Genomic DNA, 18706 nt, shown 5'->3' with positions numbered 1-18706 from the left:
AGAAATGCCATGCGAACACTCAAGGCAGTTGCCGTCGTCGCAATTTTGGGGGTGATTACAATCGCCCTACTACTGTTTTGGCGGCACGAAGAACGGTATCCTTCGACCAAAGATGCATATGTCGGTGCAAACATTATTTCTGTTGCACCGCAATTGACTGGGCAGGTAGCCGAAGTTCTGGTGGAAGAAAACCAATTCGTCAAAAGTGGCGACCTGCTGTTCACCATAGACGACACCCAATTCAGTGCTTCTTTTGATCAAGCCAGGAGCAATCTGGACGCTGCGGTTCAACAGGCACAATCTTATTCTACGCAGATTGCTGCAGCGCAAGCTTCGGTTGATAGCGCACTGTCAGCTTATGATACGGCACAAAACAATCTGGAGCGCGCCAAAGCCCTGTTTTCAAATGGTGACTTGGCACAGGCGACTTTGGATCAGACAACATCGGACTTCGCGTCGGCGGCCGCACAGCTTACTGCAAGTCAATCAAGTCTATTAGCCTTGCAAAGCGGTTTAGCAGCCAAGCAGGACGAAATATTATCTGCAAGGGCGCAGTTCAAAATCGCAAAATCCAATATTACTTGGACCAATGTTGTCGCTGCGGCCGACGGTTGGATCGCCAACCTGACCTTGAGACCAGGATCATCCGTATCAGCAAACGCCCCGCAGTTTTCCATCGTTGAGGCGGCGGGTTGGTGGATTGATGCGAACTTCAAGGAAACCGCTTTGCCCCGCATTCGACCCGGACAACCCGTGGTGGTAGAAATCGACATGTTGCCGGGAACGACTCTGACCGGAACGGTCGCATCCATCGGGCGTGGGTCCGGAGATACGTTTTCACTATTGCCGTCAGAAAATTCCAGCGGAAATTGGGTTAAGGTAACGCGCCGTTTCCCGGTTCGAATTCAACTTGATCCGACGGACGCGCCGTTACGAGTGGGTGGAAGCAGCAAGGTAGTCGTCGACACCACAGTGGCGACGTCCGAATAATGAACGTGGCGGCGGTTAGCCACGTCAATCCGGTGATAGTGGTCGCCGTTGTGCTAAGCGCAATTCTCGAGGTGCTGGACAGCACCATAGTCAATGTAGCGTTGCCGCACATTCAAGCCGCTTTTGGCGCTACAACTGATCAAGCAACTTGGATATTAACCAGTTATATCGTTTCCGCTGTGGTGATTATGCCCTTGACAGGGTTCGTAGCCCGACGTGTCGGGCGAAGGCGGTTGATACTTACTTCGGTGACTGGTTTTGCGACGATGTCTGCGATGTGTGGATTGTCGTGGAGCTTGGAAACGATCGTCGCCTTTCGGCTGGCTCAAGGTATGTTCGGTGCCTTTCTGATCCCTCTTTCTCAATCAATTCTGTTTGACGCGTTTCCCAGAGACAGACGAGGGCAGGCTATGGCCGTTTTCGGGCTTGGGGTTGTGGTTGCTCCTGTTCTGGGTCCCACGATAGGCGCAATTCTCACCGAGTATTTTTCTTGGCGAATGGTGTTTTTTGTCAACTTGCCGGTTGCAGCAATGGCATTGCTATTGCTGACGGGCGAACTTCCACAGGACGAAACCGAAGAAGTTGTCATCGATTGGACAGGGCTTGCTCTGTTGGCGGTTGGTATTGGCTGCCTGCAATTCATTCTGGATCAAGGCGAGACAAAAGATTGGCTGTCGTCAAGGGTGATACAGGTTGCGCTGATTGCTTCGGTTCTCGGAGCGATTGGGTTTGTGTACCACTCTCTCACGACAAAGCATCCAATCGTTGATCTTCGGCTGTTTGCGGATCGAAACTTTGCCTTGTGCAACCTTATTATTGCTGGATTTGCCGTGTCATTGTTCGGCGGCATCGCGATTATTCCAACATTTGTACAAACGCTGCTGAACTATCCAGTGATAGAATCTGGCCATTTGTTTATTCCACGCGGCGTCGCAGCAGGGATATCAATGGTAGTGACGGGTTCGGCTTTGGTTACCCGGTTTGACCCAAGGGTATTAGCCGGTATTGGGTTGTTACTGACCGCAATAGGCAATTTCATGGTTGGAACTCTCAATCTGAATGCGGGATTTTGGCAGTTGGCTTGGCCGGGCGCGGTAAGCGGCCTTGGAATGGGATTGGTATTTGTACCGATGTCAATTCTTGCCTTCGAAAGCATCACCAAACGTCGTCAGGACGAAGCCTCGGGTTTGTTCAACGTAACACGCCAGTTGGGCTCATCTGTTGGAATTTCACTGGTTGGAACTTGGGTGGTTCGAGGGCTGCAAACAAATACAGCTACGCTTAACCAAAATGTCACACCTTACAATCCAGCCGCACAAGCATATCTTCAACCTCTTGGTTTAACACCTGATAGTGCAGAAGGTGCTGCAATTCTAGGACAAGAGATTTCCCGTCAGGCCGAAATGATTTCGTATCTTACCGTGTTCAACAATCTTGGTTTCCTGGCTTTGGCGACAATTCCATTACTATTTTTCTGTCGTGCGCCGAAACCCGGGGCTTCAGCACCACAGGTGGCGCATTAGACGGTCAGAACCAAACCCAACCACAACGCGAACCAGCAGAGTCCGAGGCTCAGCAGGATGTTGCCCGCAGCCAGCGTTATTGTACGATTGCGGTGAAGTTCCAGCGACTGGTACGCAAAGCTGGAGAACGTCGTGAACCCACCGCAGAAGCCGAATACAAGGCGCTTTTCCTCTTCTCCCATCTCATTTGAACCGCCCAGATAACCAATCCAAAGTCCCAATATCAGGCTGCCAATAACATTTACGATAAGCGTTGAAAAAGGTAGGTCGTGGGTGACCCGTTGTGCCAGCCAATGGCGAAGAACCGCGCCCAATCCGCCACCAAGACAGAACATGGCATGCAGGTAAAACTCGGTCATTCGCGGACCCTCGTACTGTGAAACCGACGACCGGCGGCTTCGCCCAAAATGGCTGCGAACAATCCAACGGAAATCTCCGCTGCAATGGCAAATACCACGATTCCTCCTGCGTTTTCAGCCAGCCGCTCCAACTCGGCAACAAACGAAGAAAAAGTTGACAGCCCCCCACAGAACCCGACGGCGCCTAAGTGCAAAACGTGAGCGTGGACCTTGTTTCGGATGGAATACAACCAACCTAAGACGAAACAGGCGACGATGTTGATGCCGAATGTCGACGTTAAATACGGCGCACCGGGGATCTCAAGAGCAAATAACTCTCGCAACAAAGAACCAGCCGCCCCACCGACAAAAACGGCTCCGTACATTATGGCGCGATTCCCACTGGCAGGTGCTGAATTTGCCACTGTGACTGATCCTGCCCTGGCCTGGTTTTTTACGACATACAGGCTGGGTCTGTTCGGATCAACTAGCATAGGTCAAGCTGGTGCGGTTCACGTTTCGTCAAGATTGGCTTACGCGATGGACAAGGACTTGCAATTAAAAGGCAATCTGTTCCACGTTTGGGTACAACTATTGGATCCGTAAATCCGATATTTCCAGGCCTCGCCCGGACAGGCGAAAGCGAAGGAGACCAGGAATGATTGTCCGCAAGATTTACTACGTACTAACTTATATCGTACTGCCCTTGACAGTATTGGTGGGGTATTTCTGGCCACCAGCATATTGGCTGCTAATTATTCTGATCCCGTACGCGGTGATTGGCCTTTATGATATGCTGACTACTAAGCACAATGTGCTGAATAATTATCCGGTTCTCGGTCATTTCCGTTACATGTTAGAGTTTGTAAGCCCTGAAATCCGGCAGTATTTCGTTGAAACGAATGAAAGCGGGCGGCCATTCAACAGGATCATTCGTAGTTTGGTCTACTCCCGCGCCAAAGGGCAGGTCGATACCCAGGCATTCGGCACCCAATACGACATTATGACTGTCGGGTATCATCGTGCTGATCACTCATTGGCTCCTAAACATGTCGCTGAAAGCGAAGAGAGGGTAACCTTGGGAGGCCCACAATGCGACAAACCATATAGCGCATCTCGGTTGAACGTGTCCGCCATGAGCTTTGGCGCGCTCAGCGCTAATGCGATCCGCGCCCTCAATGGTGGGGCCAAGGACGGTGGGTTCGCGCACAATACTGGCGAAGGCGGATTGTCACCTCATCATCTCGCCGAAGGTGGTGATATCATTTGGCAAATTGGAACTGGCTATTTCGGCTGTCGGACGGCTGATGGTGATTTCGATAAGGACAAGTTTGCAGAAAAAGCGCAGAAAGAAGTTGTAAAAGCTATAGAAATTAAATTTTCTCAAGGTGCTAAACCTTCGCATGGGGGTGTTTTGCCCGCCGCCAAAGTTGACGAAGAAATAGCCAATATTCGCGGCGTCCCTGTCCATCAGGATGTGATCTCGCCGCCTATCCATTCAGCCTTTAAAGGACCGACTGGGTTGATGGAATTCGTGCAGCATCTGCGGGAAATGTCAGGTGGCAAACCAGTTGGTTTCAAGCTGTGTATCGGTAAAAAATCGGAATTTATGGCAATCTGCAAAGCCATACTGGAAACAGGTATTCTTCCTGATTTCATCACCGTTGATGGGGCTGAAGGCGGTACTGGCGCTGCTCCAGTAGAGTTTACCAACCGGCTGGGCGTTCCGCTGAATGAGGCGTTGATTTTCGTGAATAATTGCCTGCGCGGGATAGGTGTGCGGGACAAAATCCGCGTGATTTGTTCCGGTAAAGTGGCTACCGGCTTTGACATGGTTGAGAAATGCGCACTTGGGGCGGACATGTGCAACGCCGCGCGGACCATGATGTTTGCGATTGGCTGCATTCAGGCACTGCACTTTAACACAAATCGCTGCCCGTCCGGAGTAGCCACGCAGGATCCGGTGCGGGGGCGGGCGGTCAACGTTCCGCAGAAGCGCCAGCGCGTGCATCGTTATCATGACGCAACGCTTGAGAGCTTTCGCGAGATAATGGGTGCAATGGGTAAGGCGACGGTTTCCGAACTTGGACCTTCTGACATTCGTCGCCGAATGGCTGATGAAGGCGAACAGTCTTATGCGGAAATGTACGAATTTCTTGATGACGGAGCACTATTGGACAAGAAATTACCGCCGAGTTTCGCGTCGGATTGGAACGCTGCGACGGCAGCGCACTTTTAGTTTCTTAAACAATTTGGCGCCCTAATTGGGTAAATTTCTAGGATTGTTGACACTGTGATTGTGGATTCTACGAATGCTCCATTCTACCGCGTCACGCATGGTGTCGCCTAACGCTTCGTCGTAGGCGACAATCAAATCCGAAGTTTGATCAGATTTGGCCAGGACGTTTTCCTCGAAAGATGAAGAGGCGATTATTTTGTCGTCATATTCGTCGATGATTTTGATATTGATCCGAACTTTGATCTGAACGGTTTGGCCGTTTGCGGTCTCGCTGAGAACGTGCCCCTGAAATTCCCTTAGGTCAGGTGCAATAACATAGTCTGGTCGCAGACCAACTGTGGATCGCCCAACTGCAGCCACCTTGTTTGTGTTCTCGAAACTTTCAATTAGCAAGGACTGAACGATGATCGGGGCTCGATCCGCCCATCTGGCGCGAGGAAGATATTGAACCTGCAATGGGGTGGGCTGAACCGCAATCTGATCTGTATTAACAGCGGCAGTCGCAGTGGGTTCCTGTACGACAATCTGTTTTTGCACACGCGGCAGCGTTGATGAGAAAGTGCTTTTAGGTGTTAGCAAATACAGATCGTTTGGCTTTGAAGCTTGACGCAGAGTGCCCAGACCCGCACACCCCGACAGAAAGGCCAAGATGGCTATCATAAAAAATGGCCGGATCATTGGCGAAACTCCGATGCTTGCGTGCCTAACAGAAAACGGGCCGGGTCGCGTTCAACCCTGTCGACCAATCGGTCGAGGCTGACGACCAGACGTTGCGACTCTTCGACAAATCGGACGAATTGCGGCAGTCCGACTCGTAGAAAATCGGAAACTTGCCTACGATTGTCTTGCACAATGCCGTCCACGGTTCCCAACAATTCGGAAGCAGATTTAGATGCACTTAAAACGTCATCTGAAATCTGATCGATCTTGGCAGTGACATTTGAAACAGTGTCAGCAACCTGCTTTGCTGCGTTGCTGACGTCAGCGGCAACAGGTGCAATATCGGTATCCAATACCTGGTTAGCTGAATCGAAAGCCTTTTCAGCGGAAGATAACGTGTCCTCAGCGCTGTCCATCGCCGAGTTTATCGATTCAAGTGTGGAATTGGCGTTGTTAACCGTCTCCGTGAACACACCAAGCGCATAGCTGCCTTCATCAGACAAGGCCGACAACCTGTGGGCGAGTTGTGACCCTTTTTCGATGAAAGGTCGAACATCCTGTTGGATCACCTGATCGGCGTTGGCGATCGTAGTGTTCGCTGTATCCAGCGCTGTTTTTGCAGAGTCCGAAGCCTCTTTGATACTGGTGAGCGTTTCTGTGCCGGTCTTTAAGGTCGATTCCGCTGTGGCAACTAAAGGGTCGAGCTTTTTCGTGAATTCTCCGATATCGCTCGCAGCGTTTCCAAGGTCGCTGGAAAGGGATTCAAAATCGGCCAAAGTTTTGTCCAATTTGCCCGATGCATTGGCCAAGTTTCCAAGGATATCCGAAACGGCCTTGCGGTTTTCATCATCAACCACTTTGTTCAGGTCCTCAAGCAATGTAAGTGCTTTGTTAAGAACTTGGGGCGCCCCTTCCAGCAATGATTGAATCGGGCTTCGTTCGCTGGGTATCACGCTGTTTTGCGGAAGGCGTTCAGCATTTACTGAACCGCCCGACAACTCAACATATGCAACACCTGTCACCCCCAAGGATTGCAGTTGCGCAATAGTTTCCTTGGTAACGGGGATGTCAGCATCGACTTCCAGGCGCACACGCACCTTGGACGGATCGTCCTCGTCCAGCTTCAAGGATATGACTTGTCCAACCGGCAATCCATTATAATTGACGCCTCCAGCTGCCGACAACCCAGATACATTATCGAACAGCACGTCATAATAGGCGTATTGCCGCGTGACCTCGAACTTGGCAAGCCACAGGAAAAAGCCGAATGCACCAAGAATTCCTGCCAGTGTAAATGTGCCGATTAGAATATAATTTGCCCGGGTTTCCATTGCCTCTACCTGTCCTGCCCCTTCTGTTGCGCCGCACGCGCCCGGGGACCGGTGAAATATTCCTGGACCCAAGGATGGTCTACCTTGGTCATTTCTTCTATCGGACCTTCAACCAACACGCGTTTTTCCGCAAGCACGGCGATACGGTCACAAATGGCGTAAAGACTGTCGAGGTCATGTGTTACCATAAAAACGGTCAAGCCCAACGCCTGCTGCAACTCCCTGATCAGATCATCATATGCGGCGGCACCTATTGGGTCCAATCCGGCGGTAGGTTCATCTAGAAATACGATCTCCGGGTCCAGAGACAATGCGCGCGCCAGCGCCGCCCGCTTGCGCATCCCCCCCGACAATTCTGATGGAAACTTGCTGCAGCTTAACTGTGGCAGCCCAACAAGGCTGATTTTCAACCCGCCAAGAGCCTGCATCAAACTTTCGCTAATGCCGGTATGTTCGCGTAAAGGCGCCATCACATTCTGTAAAACCGTTAGCGACGAAAACAACGCGCCATCCTGAAAGGCCACGCCCCAGCTTTTCTCGATCCGCTTGCGCTCATCCTCTGGTCCATCCAGGACGTCGACCCCTAATACTTCAATGCTTCCCGCAGCAGGTCGATTGAGTCCCACAATGGTACGCAATAGAACCGACTTCCCCGTGCCCGAGCCACCAACGACACCCAGAACCTCACCCCGCCATACATCCAAGTTCAAGTTTTCATGCACAACCTGTGGGCCAAAGCGGTTGGTTAGGTTGCGTACTTTGATCACTGCCTCTCGCTGCGCGCCAGTCTGGGAGTCTTGCTGCAAGGTCGCACCGTCCATGTCAGATCCCCAGTTCCGAGAAAAAAATTGAAAACAACGCATCAATTGCAATAACCATAAAGATGGACTGAACGACCGAAGCCGTTGTGCGTTGTCCCACGCTTTCAGATGAACCTTTGACCTGCATGGCTTGCCAACATGCTATGACTCCGATCACAAGCGCAAAAAAAGGTGCCTTGATCAATCCGATAGCAAGTTGCCAAACATCGGTGTTTTCCTTCAAACGTGTCAGGAACATGCCTGGGCTAACACCCAAGTCGATCCAACTCATCAAAGCGCCGCCAACCAAACCCGCTATGTCGGCGACGAATCCAAGAATTGGAAGCATAATCAACAACGCAAGTACACGTGGAATTACCAGTACCTCAATGGGGTCCAAACCCAATGTCCGCATGGCGTCAATCTCTTCTTGTACCTTCATTGACCCAATAGATGCGGTAAAAGCAGAACCTGACCGTCCTGCAACAATGATGGCCGTCAGTAATATCCCCAACTCACGGAGGATAGAGATAGAGATCAGTTCAACGACGAAAATTTCAGCGCCGAACTGTTTCAACTGAGTTGCGCCCTGAAAGGCCAGAACAACACCGATCAGAAATCCCATCAGAGAGACGATGGGAAGAGCCTTGAAACCGGTTTGCTCCATCTGCGAAACCAGCGCCGCCCGACGCAGACGCCATGGCATGATCAGCGTCCTTACAAGGCGATGCAGGGTTAGACCAAGGAATCCGACAATCGAAACCGAATCCTTCCAAGCTCCAGCCGTGCGTTCGCCGACTCGTGCGACCGTTTCAACTAATCCCCTGGGCGGGGCCTGTTCGCCTACCGCCTCAGGAATGTTCTTCGACACCGTTTCGATCAGCGAGGCGTGAGCTTCTTGTAGGCCCTCAAGGTGAACTGTTGCTCCGCTGGTATCTATGCGTCGTTCCAAATCGGCCACCAGCCAAGCGCCGCCTGTGTCCATAGATTGAACACCTGACAGGTCGACAATTACATCCTTTCCATCAGGACTAATGGACTTGAATGCGCCTTCGATCTGGTCAAGCGATTGTGTCCTCAGATCGCCCGCAATTCGGATGCAGACGCCCTCGGCGTTCCGATCGGAGGTAACCGTTGGCTTTGTCATGGACTTATGTGATGGGAAAAGCACTAAGGCTGCAATGGGTTTATGCAACCAGGCCCAGATTTCATGTTAAAAAATTGCCTCAGCGATACAGTTTAGCCCGCTGTAGCCGTTTGCTGCGGTGCGCCATGTCCCATCCTTCTGAAATTGCTCACTTCAGCCTTATTAGGCACTCGAAACCAGCGACCCTCTTTGACAGCGCCTACAGTGATGCTAGGCAGGTATGCGGGGAGAACAGCATTGAACATTGTCGAACAACGCATCAAGGCTATGACTACAGCAGGCCTGAATTTGATCGGGCAGGCATTGTCTATCTATGACAGCTCGCTGAGACTAGTTCTGTGCAACGCTCGTTTTCAGGAAATGTTCGACCTACCCATTGATCTGGTGCAACCCGGTGCGAGTTTTCACGACACAATACATTTTCTAGCAAGTCGCGGCGAATATGGAAATGTGGAGAAAGTCGACGAGGTGGTCAGACAGAGGGTCGAACAAGCCCTGGCTTTCGAGCCGCATTATATGGAGAGAACCCGGCCAAATGGTCAGGTAATTTCAGTCGAAGGCGCTCCACTACCAACGGGTGGTTGGGTGGCGGTTTATACGGATATTACGCGAACCAAACAGGCCGAAGATCTCTTGCGGGCTAGATCAGAGGAGTTATCAGAACAACTACTTGGTCGGGCAGAGGAATTATCCGCCACCAACCGTAAATTGGCGGCCACAATAACCGCCCTGGAAGAGGCTAAGCGCCAACTAACAGAGATTGAGGCGCGTACGCGTTTGACGACAGAAATGATGCCTGCTCACATTGCGCATTTGGACGCTGACGGCCGATACGATTATTCGAACCGTCGCCTCAGTTCGGTCATGCCGGGCCGCCCGTCTGAGATACTTGGACTGCATATATCCCAAGCTTTGGGGACGACAGCGTTTCAGCGGGTCGAGCCCCATTTGCAGCGTGCATACGAAGGAAAAACTTCGGTTTTCGAGTTTACCGAAGACCAGGATGCGCGTCGTTTGCGTGTGTCGTTTACTCCGGATGGTGAAGGTGGGGTTTATGTGATGTCCGTGGATATCACCGAAGAAACTCAGGCGCGCGTCGCCCTGCAACAGTCCCGCCGTCGTGCAATGGCTGCCCAGATGACCAGCGGACTAGCACACGACTTTTCCAACCTTTTGACAATCATTCTTGGTATGCAGTCCCGGTTGGACAAAATGGATCTTCCCGCTGAAGCTCGTGAACTTGTGGCAGCAACGCAGACCACGGCCCGACGGGGTGGTCAGTTGCTGAACCGGATTGCGGATATGACGGGCAACCGTACGCCCCACCCCAAAGCCACAGACTTTTGCGGATTGCTTGAAGATCTGCGTGTATTGGCGTCGCCTTCGCTGCCACGGGGGGTAGGGTTGTCAGTTGTAAACACTCTTCCTGATGAGATGATTTTGATGGATTCCGGCATGGTTCAAGACGCGTTGCTGAACCTTGTTTTGAATGCCCGTGACGCTTGTGGTACGTCGGGCCAAATAACTGTCAGCGCTCATACAATTGGAACCATATGGGTGGAAATCACCGTGTCGGACACGGGAACAGGGTTTTCTCCTGAGGCATTGGAAAAGGCGCTGAACCCTTTCTACACCACCAAAGGCGCGGAAGGCTCCGGTTTGGGATTGCCGATGGTGTATGACACGGTCAAGCTGGCGGGCGGCGACTTGAACTTGCGCAACACACCTTCTGGGGCGTCCGTCGTTTTGCGACTGCCCTATAGGCCAGCCCCGTCCGTCCAAGAGGGGTTGGTTTTGCTGGTTGAGGACAATGATGAGCTGCGTAGTCAATTCCGCGAAATACTTGTGGATCTTGGGTTTGCAGTTATCGAAGCAACATCCGCAGAAGAAGCGAAGGCATTGGTTTCAGACATTGATGACATCGTTTTGGTTCTATCCGATATTAGGCTGGAAGGCACCGGGACTGGTCTGGACTTGATTGACTCGTTAGAACCTGGGTTGCATTGCATTCTAATGACGTCGTTGCCTTATTCCGACCCTTTGCATCGGCAGGCACTTGCTTTGGCACCTGTTTTGCGCAAACCGTTCACGCGGGCGCAGCTTTCCGCGCTTATTCAAACCGAGGCTGCTTGATGTCCCTACCTTTGGTGACCATTTTGGACGACGAGCCTGAGATACGTCGCATCTTAACTAATACTCTGGAAGAAGCCGGGTTTCGTACTCAGAGTTTTGCCCGGGCTCGCGAATTTGAAGCGTCGTTGAACCGAGTGACTCCGGACGTCTGCTTGGTGGATTTGTCTTTACCCGACACAGACGGTCTGGCACTGGTGCATCGCCTTGCGTTGGAACGCGGCGCAGCGGTTATAATCATTTCGGGTCGGGCGCAGGTGCAGGACCGCGTGACCGGGCTTGAGCTTGGGGCGGACGACTATATCACCAAACCATTTGATCCTGCTGAAGTGGTGGCCCGTATCCGCGCTCGTTTGCGATCAACGCGCCCGGCTCTTCAAAGTTCAGATGTTGCAAGTTTCAACGGGTGGGCCGCTCATTTCGATCGTTATGTTCTCGTGGATGATGCTGGGAACGAAACGCAATTTAGCCACGCTGAAGGCGAGGTTTTGCGCCTGTTCCTTGAAAGCCCGAAACGTTTGCTCAGCCGGGCACAGATGCAGGAAACGTTGGGCGGCGTTGTCGGCGACAGTTTTGACAGAGCGATGGATGTGCGAATTTCGCGACTGCGGACAAAACTGGGCGAAGATCCCAAGAATCCTCGCCTCATCAAAACTATTTATGGGGCTGGGTATATCTTTCTGGGTGATGTGGAGTGGCTTTGATAAACAGGTACGTTATTTTCACTCTCGAAAAGCACTCTCTTTGACCTTTAAGACTGGCTGGATCAGATAATCCAGAACGGTTTTCTGCCCTGACAGAATATCCACTTCGGCGATCATTCCCGGGATGATTTCAACAGCTTCGCCGCCCGCGTCAAGTATCGTGCTGGAAGTTCGGATTTCCACTACAAATACCTCTTCCTCACTACGTTCCGAACGAGTGATCGTGTCGGCGCCAATACGAATTATTTCGCCGTCGAGACTACCGTATCGCGAAAAGTCATAGGCGGTGATCTTGACCTTTACCGACTGACCTGCGTGCAAGAATGCTATGTCTTTTGTACTGTCAAACTCGTAATTCACATCGAAGTCCACCCCGAAGTTTGCATCCCGGGATCGGTCCTGGTTTGCAAAGGCTGAAACGCGAATTTCCGGACTTCGGCGCGCCAGTGCAGCAGATTGTTCTGCTTTTGCAGCTAGTAAGGCCGCTTCCGCCCGCTTTATCTGGGGGCTGTCCATAACTATCTGAGTGTCGGCGCGGTTCAAATCTGGAGCGGGAAGAGGGGGCGGCAATTCAAGCGGAGCCAAGCCAAACACTTCTTGATAACGTGCCTCGGCGCGGTCAACCCTGGCTTTCGCTTCGGCGTAGCGTGTACGAGCATCCGCCGCGCGCGATTGAGCGGTCAGAACGTCGGCGTTGGAATCCAGCCCACCGGACACACGTTGGGCTATTTGTAGTGCGATCTCTTCATGCACAGTTACATTACGCTGTGATATTTCCCGGATTTTCCGAAGATCTAAAACCTGAATGTAGGTCTCAATTGCTGTCAGTGCGGTAGCGGAGGCTGTTTGCAGCTGGTCACCGCGGCTCTCCAATATTTTGGCTCGGGCGGCAGTTAGCGTTCCGACGGCCGCTCCACCATCGTAAACGAGCTGCGATACTCTAAGATAGGGTGACACGTCGGCCAGGCCAACGCACTTGGAGAGTTTGATCTGGAAATGCCCGACGGTATTTTTTCGGGTGAGTTGGAGATCGTCAAATCCTACGACATCGACAGTTACAAAGTATCCTCTCTGGATGCCTTGCAAATTCTGAGGATCGCAGTTGGGCTCGATCCAACCTTCGGTCCGGCCACGCCCGAGAATTTAATCGCCGCCGATCTAAACCAGGACGGTATCGTTAGCTCAATGGATGCGTTGATCGTTTTGCGGAACGCTGTTGGCCTGCCGACGGAATACCCGGCAAGATGGGTTTTTTTGGACGCAGAAACGGATTTGTCAGCGATTTCCGAGACCAACGTTCGTTATGTTTCTGGCACTCAAGTGACCGTTACCGATGGAGAATTCGCAACAGAAATGACGTCAATTTTGTTGGGTAATATCGAGGTAATTTAAACAAGTCCGGCGTGTCCCAATTTACTCGCGAAACGCCCGGTAAAAGTAATCTGCCAACGGTTTGACCAAATAGGAAAGCGGTGTGCGCTCATCCGTTTTTATCATGGCTTCGACTGGCATGCCAGGCAACAATTCTTGCCCAGCCAATAGCTCTAACTGGCCGTCGTCTGGAACGACTTCGGCCCTGTAAAAAGTAAAACCAGTACTTTCATCGGTATAGGTGTCCGCCGAAACATTGATAACCTGTCCATTCAGTTCAGGCGTTTCCCGCTGGTTGAAGGCTGGAAACCGCAATGCGACTTCCTGCCCGCGATGCAATTGGTCCACATGCAAGGCATCCACGCGTGCGGCTACCAACAGGGGGGTATCTTGTGGGACCACATACATCATCGGTTCCCCCGGCTGGATAACAGACTGAAGTGCAAAAACTTGGCTGTCATAAACTGTTCCCGCGACAGGTGAACGAATATCCAGCCGGGACATGCGCTCACTCAGGGACAAACGTCGTTCGGCCAATTCAACAACCCGAGCTTGCACATCCCGCAATTGAGTAATTGCCTCTTCGCGTCGTGTGGCCTTCAGTTCTACAATCCGGATTTCGGTGCTTGAAATTTCTCCCTGAAGTCGCGCGACTGCGGATTCCAGCCGTCCGATTTCACCCAGAAGACTGGCTTCCTCCCTTTGCAGCGCTGACACCCGGCTGGCCTGGGTCAATCCGCGCTTCAAAAGCCCTTCTTGGTCCTCCAACTCACTCTTGATCAGATCCACCTGTGTGCGTAATGAGACCAACTGTGATTGAATGCCCTCAATCTCATTTTGGATCTGAATTTTTTGCTTACCAAGTTGTTCTGTTTGTTGCGCTAATGTGTTCAAGCGCGCGGCGAAAAGGCGTTCCTGCCCTGCCAAAAGTTCAGGCGAGATGCCTTCCCGGGCCTGCAGTTCCTTCATCCTCTCGGTCAGCCCGGCGGCATCGGAACCGTCGCGTTCAGCTTCCAAACGGACCATCCTGGCCAGCAACTCGAACAATTGAGACTCTACGATTGTCATTTCAGACGCCAGAAACGTGCCGTCCAGACGCAGTAGCATATCACCGCGAGCAACCGAATCTCCGTCGCGTACAAAAATCTCGCCAACTACCCCGCCGTCGGGATGTTCGACCACTTGCCTGTTGCTTTGTACTTCGACCACGCCTTGAGAAATGATTGCGCCCGCCAATTCTGTTCGAACGCTCCAAAGTCCCAGGCCCAAGACCAAAATAACCAGAGCCGCCAATCCGACGGTCGCGGGAATAGTAATGCTCCACGCTGGTTTTTTTACTGCTTGGGACATTATTCGCCCACCTTATTCAGGTGCCGTTTGATGACGTTGGCGTTCTGCACCATTGTGTTCAATACCTCGTCTCGGCTGCCCGCTTTGACGACCTGCCCTTTTTCCACCACGACAAGCTCATCGCATTCCGAAATGGCCTGCGGGCGGTGAGTCATGATAATCACTGATTTTCCGGCAGCTTTGAACTCACGCACTGCGTTATTCAGCGCCATTGTCCCGTCAGCATCCAACGCCGAGTTCGGCTCATCCAGAATTAGCAGAACAGGGTTCCCATAAAGCGCACGCGCAAGCGCGATCCTTTGTTTTTGGCCGCCCGACAATTGGCTGTCATTGCCTTCCAAAAATGTATCATAACCTTTTTCCAAGCCAAGGATCAGCTCGTGTGCGTTAGCCGTTTTGGCCGCGGCAACCACTGCATCGGGGTCCGGGTTTTCAGACATGCGAGCAATGTTTTCAGCAACGGTCCCATTAAACAAAGTGACCTGCTGCGGTAGGTAACCAATATGCTGTCCAAGCGCGTCAGGATCATATTGATCTAACGTCGCACCGCCCAGACGAATTTCACCAGCTGCTGGGGGCCATAGACCAAGCAGCGCCTTGGCGAGTGTGGTTTTGCCTGATCCGCTTTTGCCGATTACACCAAGGGCGGTCCCAGGCTCCAATCTAAGTGCTGCATTGCGTAGCGTTGGCGTGGAAATTCCTGGAGGGATCACTGTCAGGGATTTGGCTTCCATGAAAGCTTTTGGAACCGGTAATCTTGTGCGTTTTTGCTCCGGTGGGGTGGCGTCGAGAAACTTGTTCAGGTTTGTCCACGCCGTCCGGGCCCTTTCAATCATAGACCACTGACCAACTGCCATTTCGATTGGGGCAAGTGCTCGGCCCAATAGGATCGTACCTGCGATCATCGCGCCCGCTGTCATTTCATTTCTCAGCACGAGAAGGGCACCCAGAGCCAACATTGCCGATTGTAAGAAAAGTCGAAGAGATTTGGTGAGCGACGAAAAGCTGCCGGTCCAATCACTTGCCGAAATCGTTTGCGACAACGCTTCTGTTCGTTGTTTCAACCAACGGTTGGATACATCCGCTTGCATTCCTTGCGATCGAACTACTTCGGCTGCTTGTCGGGCATGTTCGGAAAATGAGTTCGCGCGGGCCGATGCGGCCTGAGCTTCCGCAACTTTGCGATGGGTCAGCATCTGGTTAAGTAAGGCGATGACGACCAATAGTGTGCCGCCCCCAACCGCTAGCCATCCAAGCAAAGGATGAAACAGAAAAATTGCCGCAATAAAGATCGGCGTCCAAGGTATGTCCATCACGGCAAGCAAAACGGGCGATGCGCACAAAGCGCGGATTGATTCCAAGTCACGCAACGCAGTGGCAGGAGCCGACCGGGCTTGCGGGTATATAGCACGCCGCATGGTCGCCTCGAAAACCCTTTCATCCAAAGAAGATTGAAAGCGGGCGCCGAAACGTGCCACGATACGTCCCCGGGCAAAGTCCAGCATCGCCATCAACCCGTAAAGCAGAGCGACCAACAGGAACAAAGCCGCCAAGGTTTCAACCGAGCGGGATCCCAGAACGCGATCATAGACCTGCAGCATGAACAACGGACCCGTCAGCATCAAAAGGTTCACAAAAACGCTGAACAAAAAGGCCAGGGAAAGGAAAGCCATCCCCTGATTGCGCGCCTTGCGCAGCTCGTTCAGAGAAGGAGCAGACATTCGGTTCTTCGATTTCACGAGCTGACGCCCTCAGTTGTACATCGGTAAATGCGTTAAAAGCCAAACGGGTAACGAAAACCGGACGGCTGCCCGCTGTTTGCCCGCTATATATCCACACGTTGATTTTTGAACAACGGGCGTTTCAATCTTAACGTTGAGTTTAGGCGGAATTTGCGTGCTGCCACAAGCAAGATCATGCCGAACTGTCTGCATGCCCTTATCCTGATTGAAGCCACTTCGCTTATTTCAACAGTCGAATGCGACGCCTAATTTGCGTTGCCGATGAGGAAATAGACAAGACAATCCCGATGACGCATCTCGGCTATAGCCCAAGGCGTTCGCGATTGGTTTGAATTAACTTTGAAAGTTCTGTCTTTCTCGCTGACAGCCTTAGAACAGCAGATTGAGCATCAAAAGCGATACCACAAGAAACAAAATCGTCATTACTCCGCCTGACCGAACGAAGTCCATGACCTTATAACCTGCCGGTCCCATAATTAGAGCATTAACCTGGTGGGTCGGGATAATGAAGCTGTTTGAAGTTGAAATCGCTACGGTCAAAGCAAAGAGCGCTGGATTAGCACCTGCAGCCATGGCGATTGAGACCGCCAAGGGAACAAGCAATACTGTTGCTCCTACATTTGACATCACAAGTGAAAATGCAGTGGCTAATATAGCGACACCTGCCTGAAGCGACCATATCGGCCACCCATCCAACAAGATCATGATCTGCTGAGCTATCCAAGCGGCAGTCCCTGTATTTTGAACCGCCTGCCCAAGTGGTATCAGGCAGGCGAGCAGGAAAACCGTGTTCCAACCAACTGCGCGATAGGCTTCGTCAACACTCAAGACCTTTGTCAGCATCATTCCGGCCGCGCCCGTCAAAAGGCACAGCGATAGACGAACGTCGGTAAACAATATCAACGAAAGTGAAATGACAAAGAAAGCAAGAGCCCAACCAACCTTCTGCGGTCGCAACTCGTCCTGCGGAAAGTCGGATGTCACGACAACAAAATCCGGATCCCGAGTTATTCGCATCAGGTTGTCCCATCGGGTATGGGCAACCAACATGTCGCCGGCATGAAATTTCTCAAGGCCGATTTGAGTGGATTCGTGCGTATCGGTTTCTACGTGGCTAAGCGTCTCCTCCCCCCGATGTATCGCAAGTAGCGACATGCCATAAGTCTTCCTGAACAACAGTTCGCGAGGACACTTCCCGATCAGTTTGCTGTCAGGCGTTATCACCACTTCGGCAATACCTGCATTTGTGGGTGCAAATTCTTCGACAAATACATCCAGCTCTGGAAGGACTTTCAATCCGAATTTACGGGCGAATTCTTCAACTACCCATCGGCGGCCAATAATCGCTAACCTGCAAGGCGCGGCTATCTCAGCAGTCAGAACTTGCACCATAGATGTTTTACCACGGTAAAAAGTCGAAATGATGTAAAGATGGTTTTCGTGGTTTATGTCAGCAAGGATTTGGCCAACCAAAGGACTGTTTGCTGGAACGATGACTTCGAAAACGTCTGCTTTCAGACCATACACACGTTGTAAGTATTCCTGTGTGCCTTGTCCTGTTCCAGTATTATCCGAACCGGTATCGTCAGGTAAAACCCAGCGGCCCAACAGCATAAAATAAAAAATTCCCGTCAGGATCAGTACGGCACCGACCGGCGTCACTGAAAACAAGCCAAACGGTTGCATTTTCTGATCGTCCGGCAATCCTTCATTTGCGGTAAGGATCAAGTCGTTTAACAGGATAAGCGGCGAAGAACCCACCATTGTCATGGTGCCACCCAATATTGCGCAGAATCCCATGGGCATTAGCAAGCGGGACAAAGCGATGCCGGACCTGGACGAGATGCGGCTGACCACCGGCAGGAACAACGCCGCGGCACCAACGTTCTGCATAAATGACGAAATGACCCCTACAGTGCCGGACACGATCGGCAGAACCCGGCTTTCAGACGTGCCGCCGTATTTCAATATGACAGACGCGACCCGGTTCATAATACCTGTCTTGTCTAATCCAGCGCCCACAATCATGACTGCGATAATTGAGATCACGGCGTTTGATGCAAACCCATCAAAAAGGTGCGGAACGTTTGCAAGATTCTCCAACCCGGGCGCATAGCTAAGGAGGCCAATCAGAACGAGGACCAATATAGCGGAGAGGTCAATTCGTACTACTTCCGAAACAAACAGGAAAACGGTGAAGGCCAGCAGAGCACATACCACCCCCATTTCGAAAGAAAACGTCAATTGTTCCACTAAAACCACCCGGATACCGAATTTGGAGGGTTAGAAGAAAGTTAAGGCACTAGCTGTCATTTTGTCATTACCTTTCACAAAAAAGCAAAAATCTGGAAAAAGTTTCAGATCGCCCACAGTATAAAAAT

General features: G+C 51.8%; 16 protein-coding genes. 6 read left to right on the top strand and 10 right to left on the bottom strand.

The window, feature by feature from the left end:
• Positions 1–9: 9 nt before the first annotated feature.
• Both GOV45_RS16550 and GOV45_RS16545 read left to right on the top strand, forming a co-directional pair.
• Positions 10–990: an HlyD family secretion protein gene (locus tag GOV45_RS16550; RefSeq protein WP_170479831.1), complete on the top strand. Its 981-nt coding sequence runs from the start codon at positions 10–12 to the stop codon at positions 988–990.
• Positions 990–2513, top strand: a complete 1524-nt coding sequence (locus tag GOV45_RS16545; protein WP_170479829.1) for a DHA2 family efflux MFS transporter permease subunit — start codon at positions 990–992, stop codon at positions 2511–2513. The genes GOV45_RS16550 and GOV45_RS16545 overlap by 1 nt, the downstream gene beginning before the upstream one ends.
• Here GOV45_RS16545 and crcB read toward each other — a convergent pair.
• Both crcB and GOV45_RS16535 read right to left on the bottom strand, forming a co-directional pair.
• A complete protein-coding gene (crcB, locus tag GOV45_RS16540; protein WP_170479827.1) occupies positions 2510–2872 on the bottom strand; it encodes a fluoride efflux transporter CrcB in 363 nt (120 codons plus the stop codon). The two genes, GOV45_RS16545 and crcB, sit on opposite strands and share 4 nt — an antisense overlap.
• Positions 2869–3345: a fluoride efflux transporter FluC gene (locus tag GOV45_RS16535; RefSeq protein ID WP_254448025.1), complete on the bottom strand. Its 477-nt coding sequence runs from the start codon at positions 3343–3345 to the stop codon at positions 2869–2871. The genes crcB and GOV45_RS16535 overlap by 4 nt, the downstream gene beginning before the upstream one ends.
• A 164-nt stretch (positions 3346–3509) precedes the next feature.
• On the opposite strand from GOV45_RS16535, the gene GOV45_RS16530 reads away from it, so the two are divergent.
• On the top strand, positions 3510–5090 hold the full coding sequence (locus GOV45_RS16530; RefSeq protein ID WP_170479825.1) for an FMN-binding glutamate synthase family protein: 1581 nt from the start codon (positions 3510–3512) through the stop codon (positions 5088–5090).
• Between the two features lie 21 nt (positions 5091–5111).
• Here the strand turns inward: GOV45_RS16530 and GOV45_RS16525 are convergent, their stop codons facing one another.
• The 4 genes from GOV45_RS16525 to GOV45_RS16510 are packed head-to-tail and all read right to left on the bottom strand — an operon-like array spanning position 5112 to position 9028.
• Positions 5112–5768: an ABC-type transport auxiliary lipoprotein family protein gene (locus tag GOV45_RS16525; RefSeq protein ID WP_254442526.1), complete on the bottom strand. Its 657-nt coding sequence runs from the start codon at positions 5766–5768 to the stop codon at positions 5112–5114.
• Positions 5765–7081 carry an MlaD family protein gene (locus tag GOV45_RS16520; RefSeq protein ID WP_170479823.1) on the bottom strand — a complete coding sequence of 439 codons (1317 nt, stop codon included), beginning with the start codon at positions 7079–7081 and terminating at the stop codon, positions 5765–5767. The genes GOV45_RS16525 and GOV45_RS16520 overlap by 4 nt, the downstream gene beginning before the upstream one ends.
• A 5-nt stretch (positions 7082–7086) precedes the next feature.
• Positions 7087–7902: an ABC transporter ATP-binding protein gene (locus GOV45_RS16515; RefSeq protein ID WP_170479821.1), complete on the bottom strand. Its 816-nt coding sequence runs from the start codon at positions 7900–7902 to the stop codon at positions 7087–7089.
• Position 7903: 1 nt separating this feature from the next.
• Complete coding sequence (locus GOV45_RS16510) at positions 7904–9028, bottom strand: MlaE family lipid ABC transporter permease subunit (RefSeq protein WP_170479818.1); 1125 nt, start codon at positions 9026–9028, stop codon at positions 7904–7906.
• A 237-nt stretch (positions 9029–9265) separates the two neighbouring features.
• On the opposite strand from GOV45_RS16510, the gene GOV45_RS16505 reads away from it, so the two are divergent.
• Together GOV45_RS16505 and GOV45_RS16500 are read left to right on the top strand one after the other, a co-directional pair.
• Positions 9266–11161 carry a PAS-domain containing protein gene (locus GOV45_RS16505; RefSeq protein ID WP_437436529.1) on the top strand — a complete coding sequence of 632 codons (1896 nt, stop codon included), beginning with the start codon at positions 9266–9268 and terminating at the stop codon, positions 11159–11161.
• A complete protein-coding gene (locus tag GOV45_RS16500; RefSeq protein ID WP_170479816.1) occupies positions 11161–11862 on the top strand; it encodes a response regulator transcription factor in 702 nt (233 codons plus the stop codon). Before GOV45_RS16505 ends, GOV45_RS16500 begins: the two co-directional genes overlap by 1 nt.
• 18 nt (positions 11863–11880) lie before the next feature.
• Here GOV45_RS16500 and GOV45_RS16495 read toward each other — a convergent pair whose 3' ends face one another.
• Complete coding sequence (locus GOV45_RS16495) at positions 11881–12819, bottom strand: TolC family protein (protein WP_170479815.1); 939 nt, start codon at positions 12817–12819, stop codon at positions 11881–11883.
• A 39-nt stretch (positions 12820–12858) separates the two neighbouring features.
• Between GOV45_RS16495 and GOV45_RS16490 the strand changes: the two genes are divergently transcribed.
• Positions 12859–13254, top strand: coding sequence for a dockerin type I domain-containing protein (locus GOV45_RS16490; protein WP_170479814.1), 396 nt, complete (start codon positions 12859–12861; stop codon positions 13252–13254).
• 21 nt (positions 13255–13275) lie between these two features.
• Here the strand turns inward: GOV45_RS16490 and GOV45_RS16485 are convergent, their stop codons facing one another.
• The 3 genes from GOV45_RS16485 to GOV45_RS16475 all read right to left on the bottom strand — a co-directional run bounded on the left by GOV45_RS16485 (position 13276) and on the right by GOV45_RS16475 (position 18551).
• The gene (locus GOV45_RS16485) at positions 13276–14583 is read right to left on the bottom strand and encodes an HlyD family type I secretion periplasmic adaptor subunit (RefSeq protein ID WP_170479813.1); all 1308 of its coding nucleotides are present in this window, start codon (positions 14581–14583) and stop codon (positions 13276–13278) included.
• On the bottom strand, positions 14583–16304 hold the full coding sequence (locus GOV45_RS16480; protein WP_170479812.1) for a type I secretion system permease/ATPase: 1722 nt from the start codon (positions 16302–16304) through the stop codon (positions 14583–14585). The genes GOV45_RS16485 and GOV45_RS16480 overlap by 1 nt, the downstream gene beginning before the upstream one ends.
• 390 nt (positions 16305–16694) lie before the next feature.
• Entirely contained in the window at positions 16695–18551 is a 1857-nt protein-coding gene (locus GOV45_RS16475; RefSeq protein ID WP_170480131.1) for an SLC13 family permease, read from the bottom strand.
• Between the last annotated feature and the right edge of the window lie 155 nt (positions 18552–18706).

The organism is Ruegeria arenilitoris (genome assembly GCF_013035425.1).
In the GTDB taxonomy this organism is placed as follows: Bacteria; Pseudomonadota; Alphaproteobacteria; order Rhodobacterales; family Rhodobacteraceae; genus Ruegeria; species Ruegeria arenilitoris_A.
The sequence above is the reverse complement of the archived record's forward strand: the minus strand, read 5'-3'. Positions and strand labels throughout refer to the sequence as shown.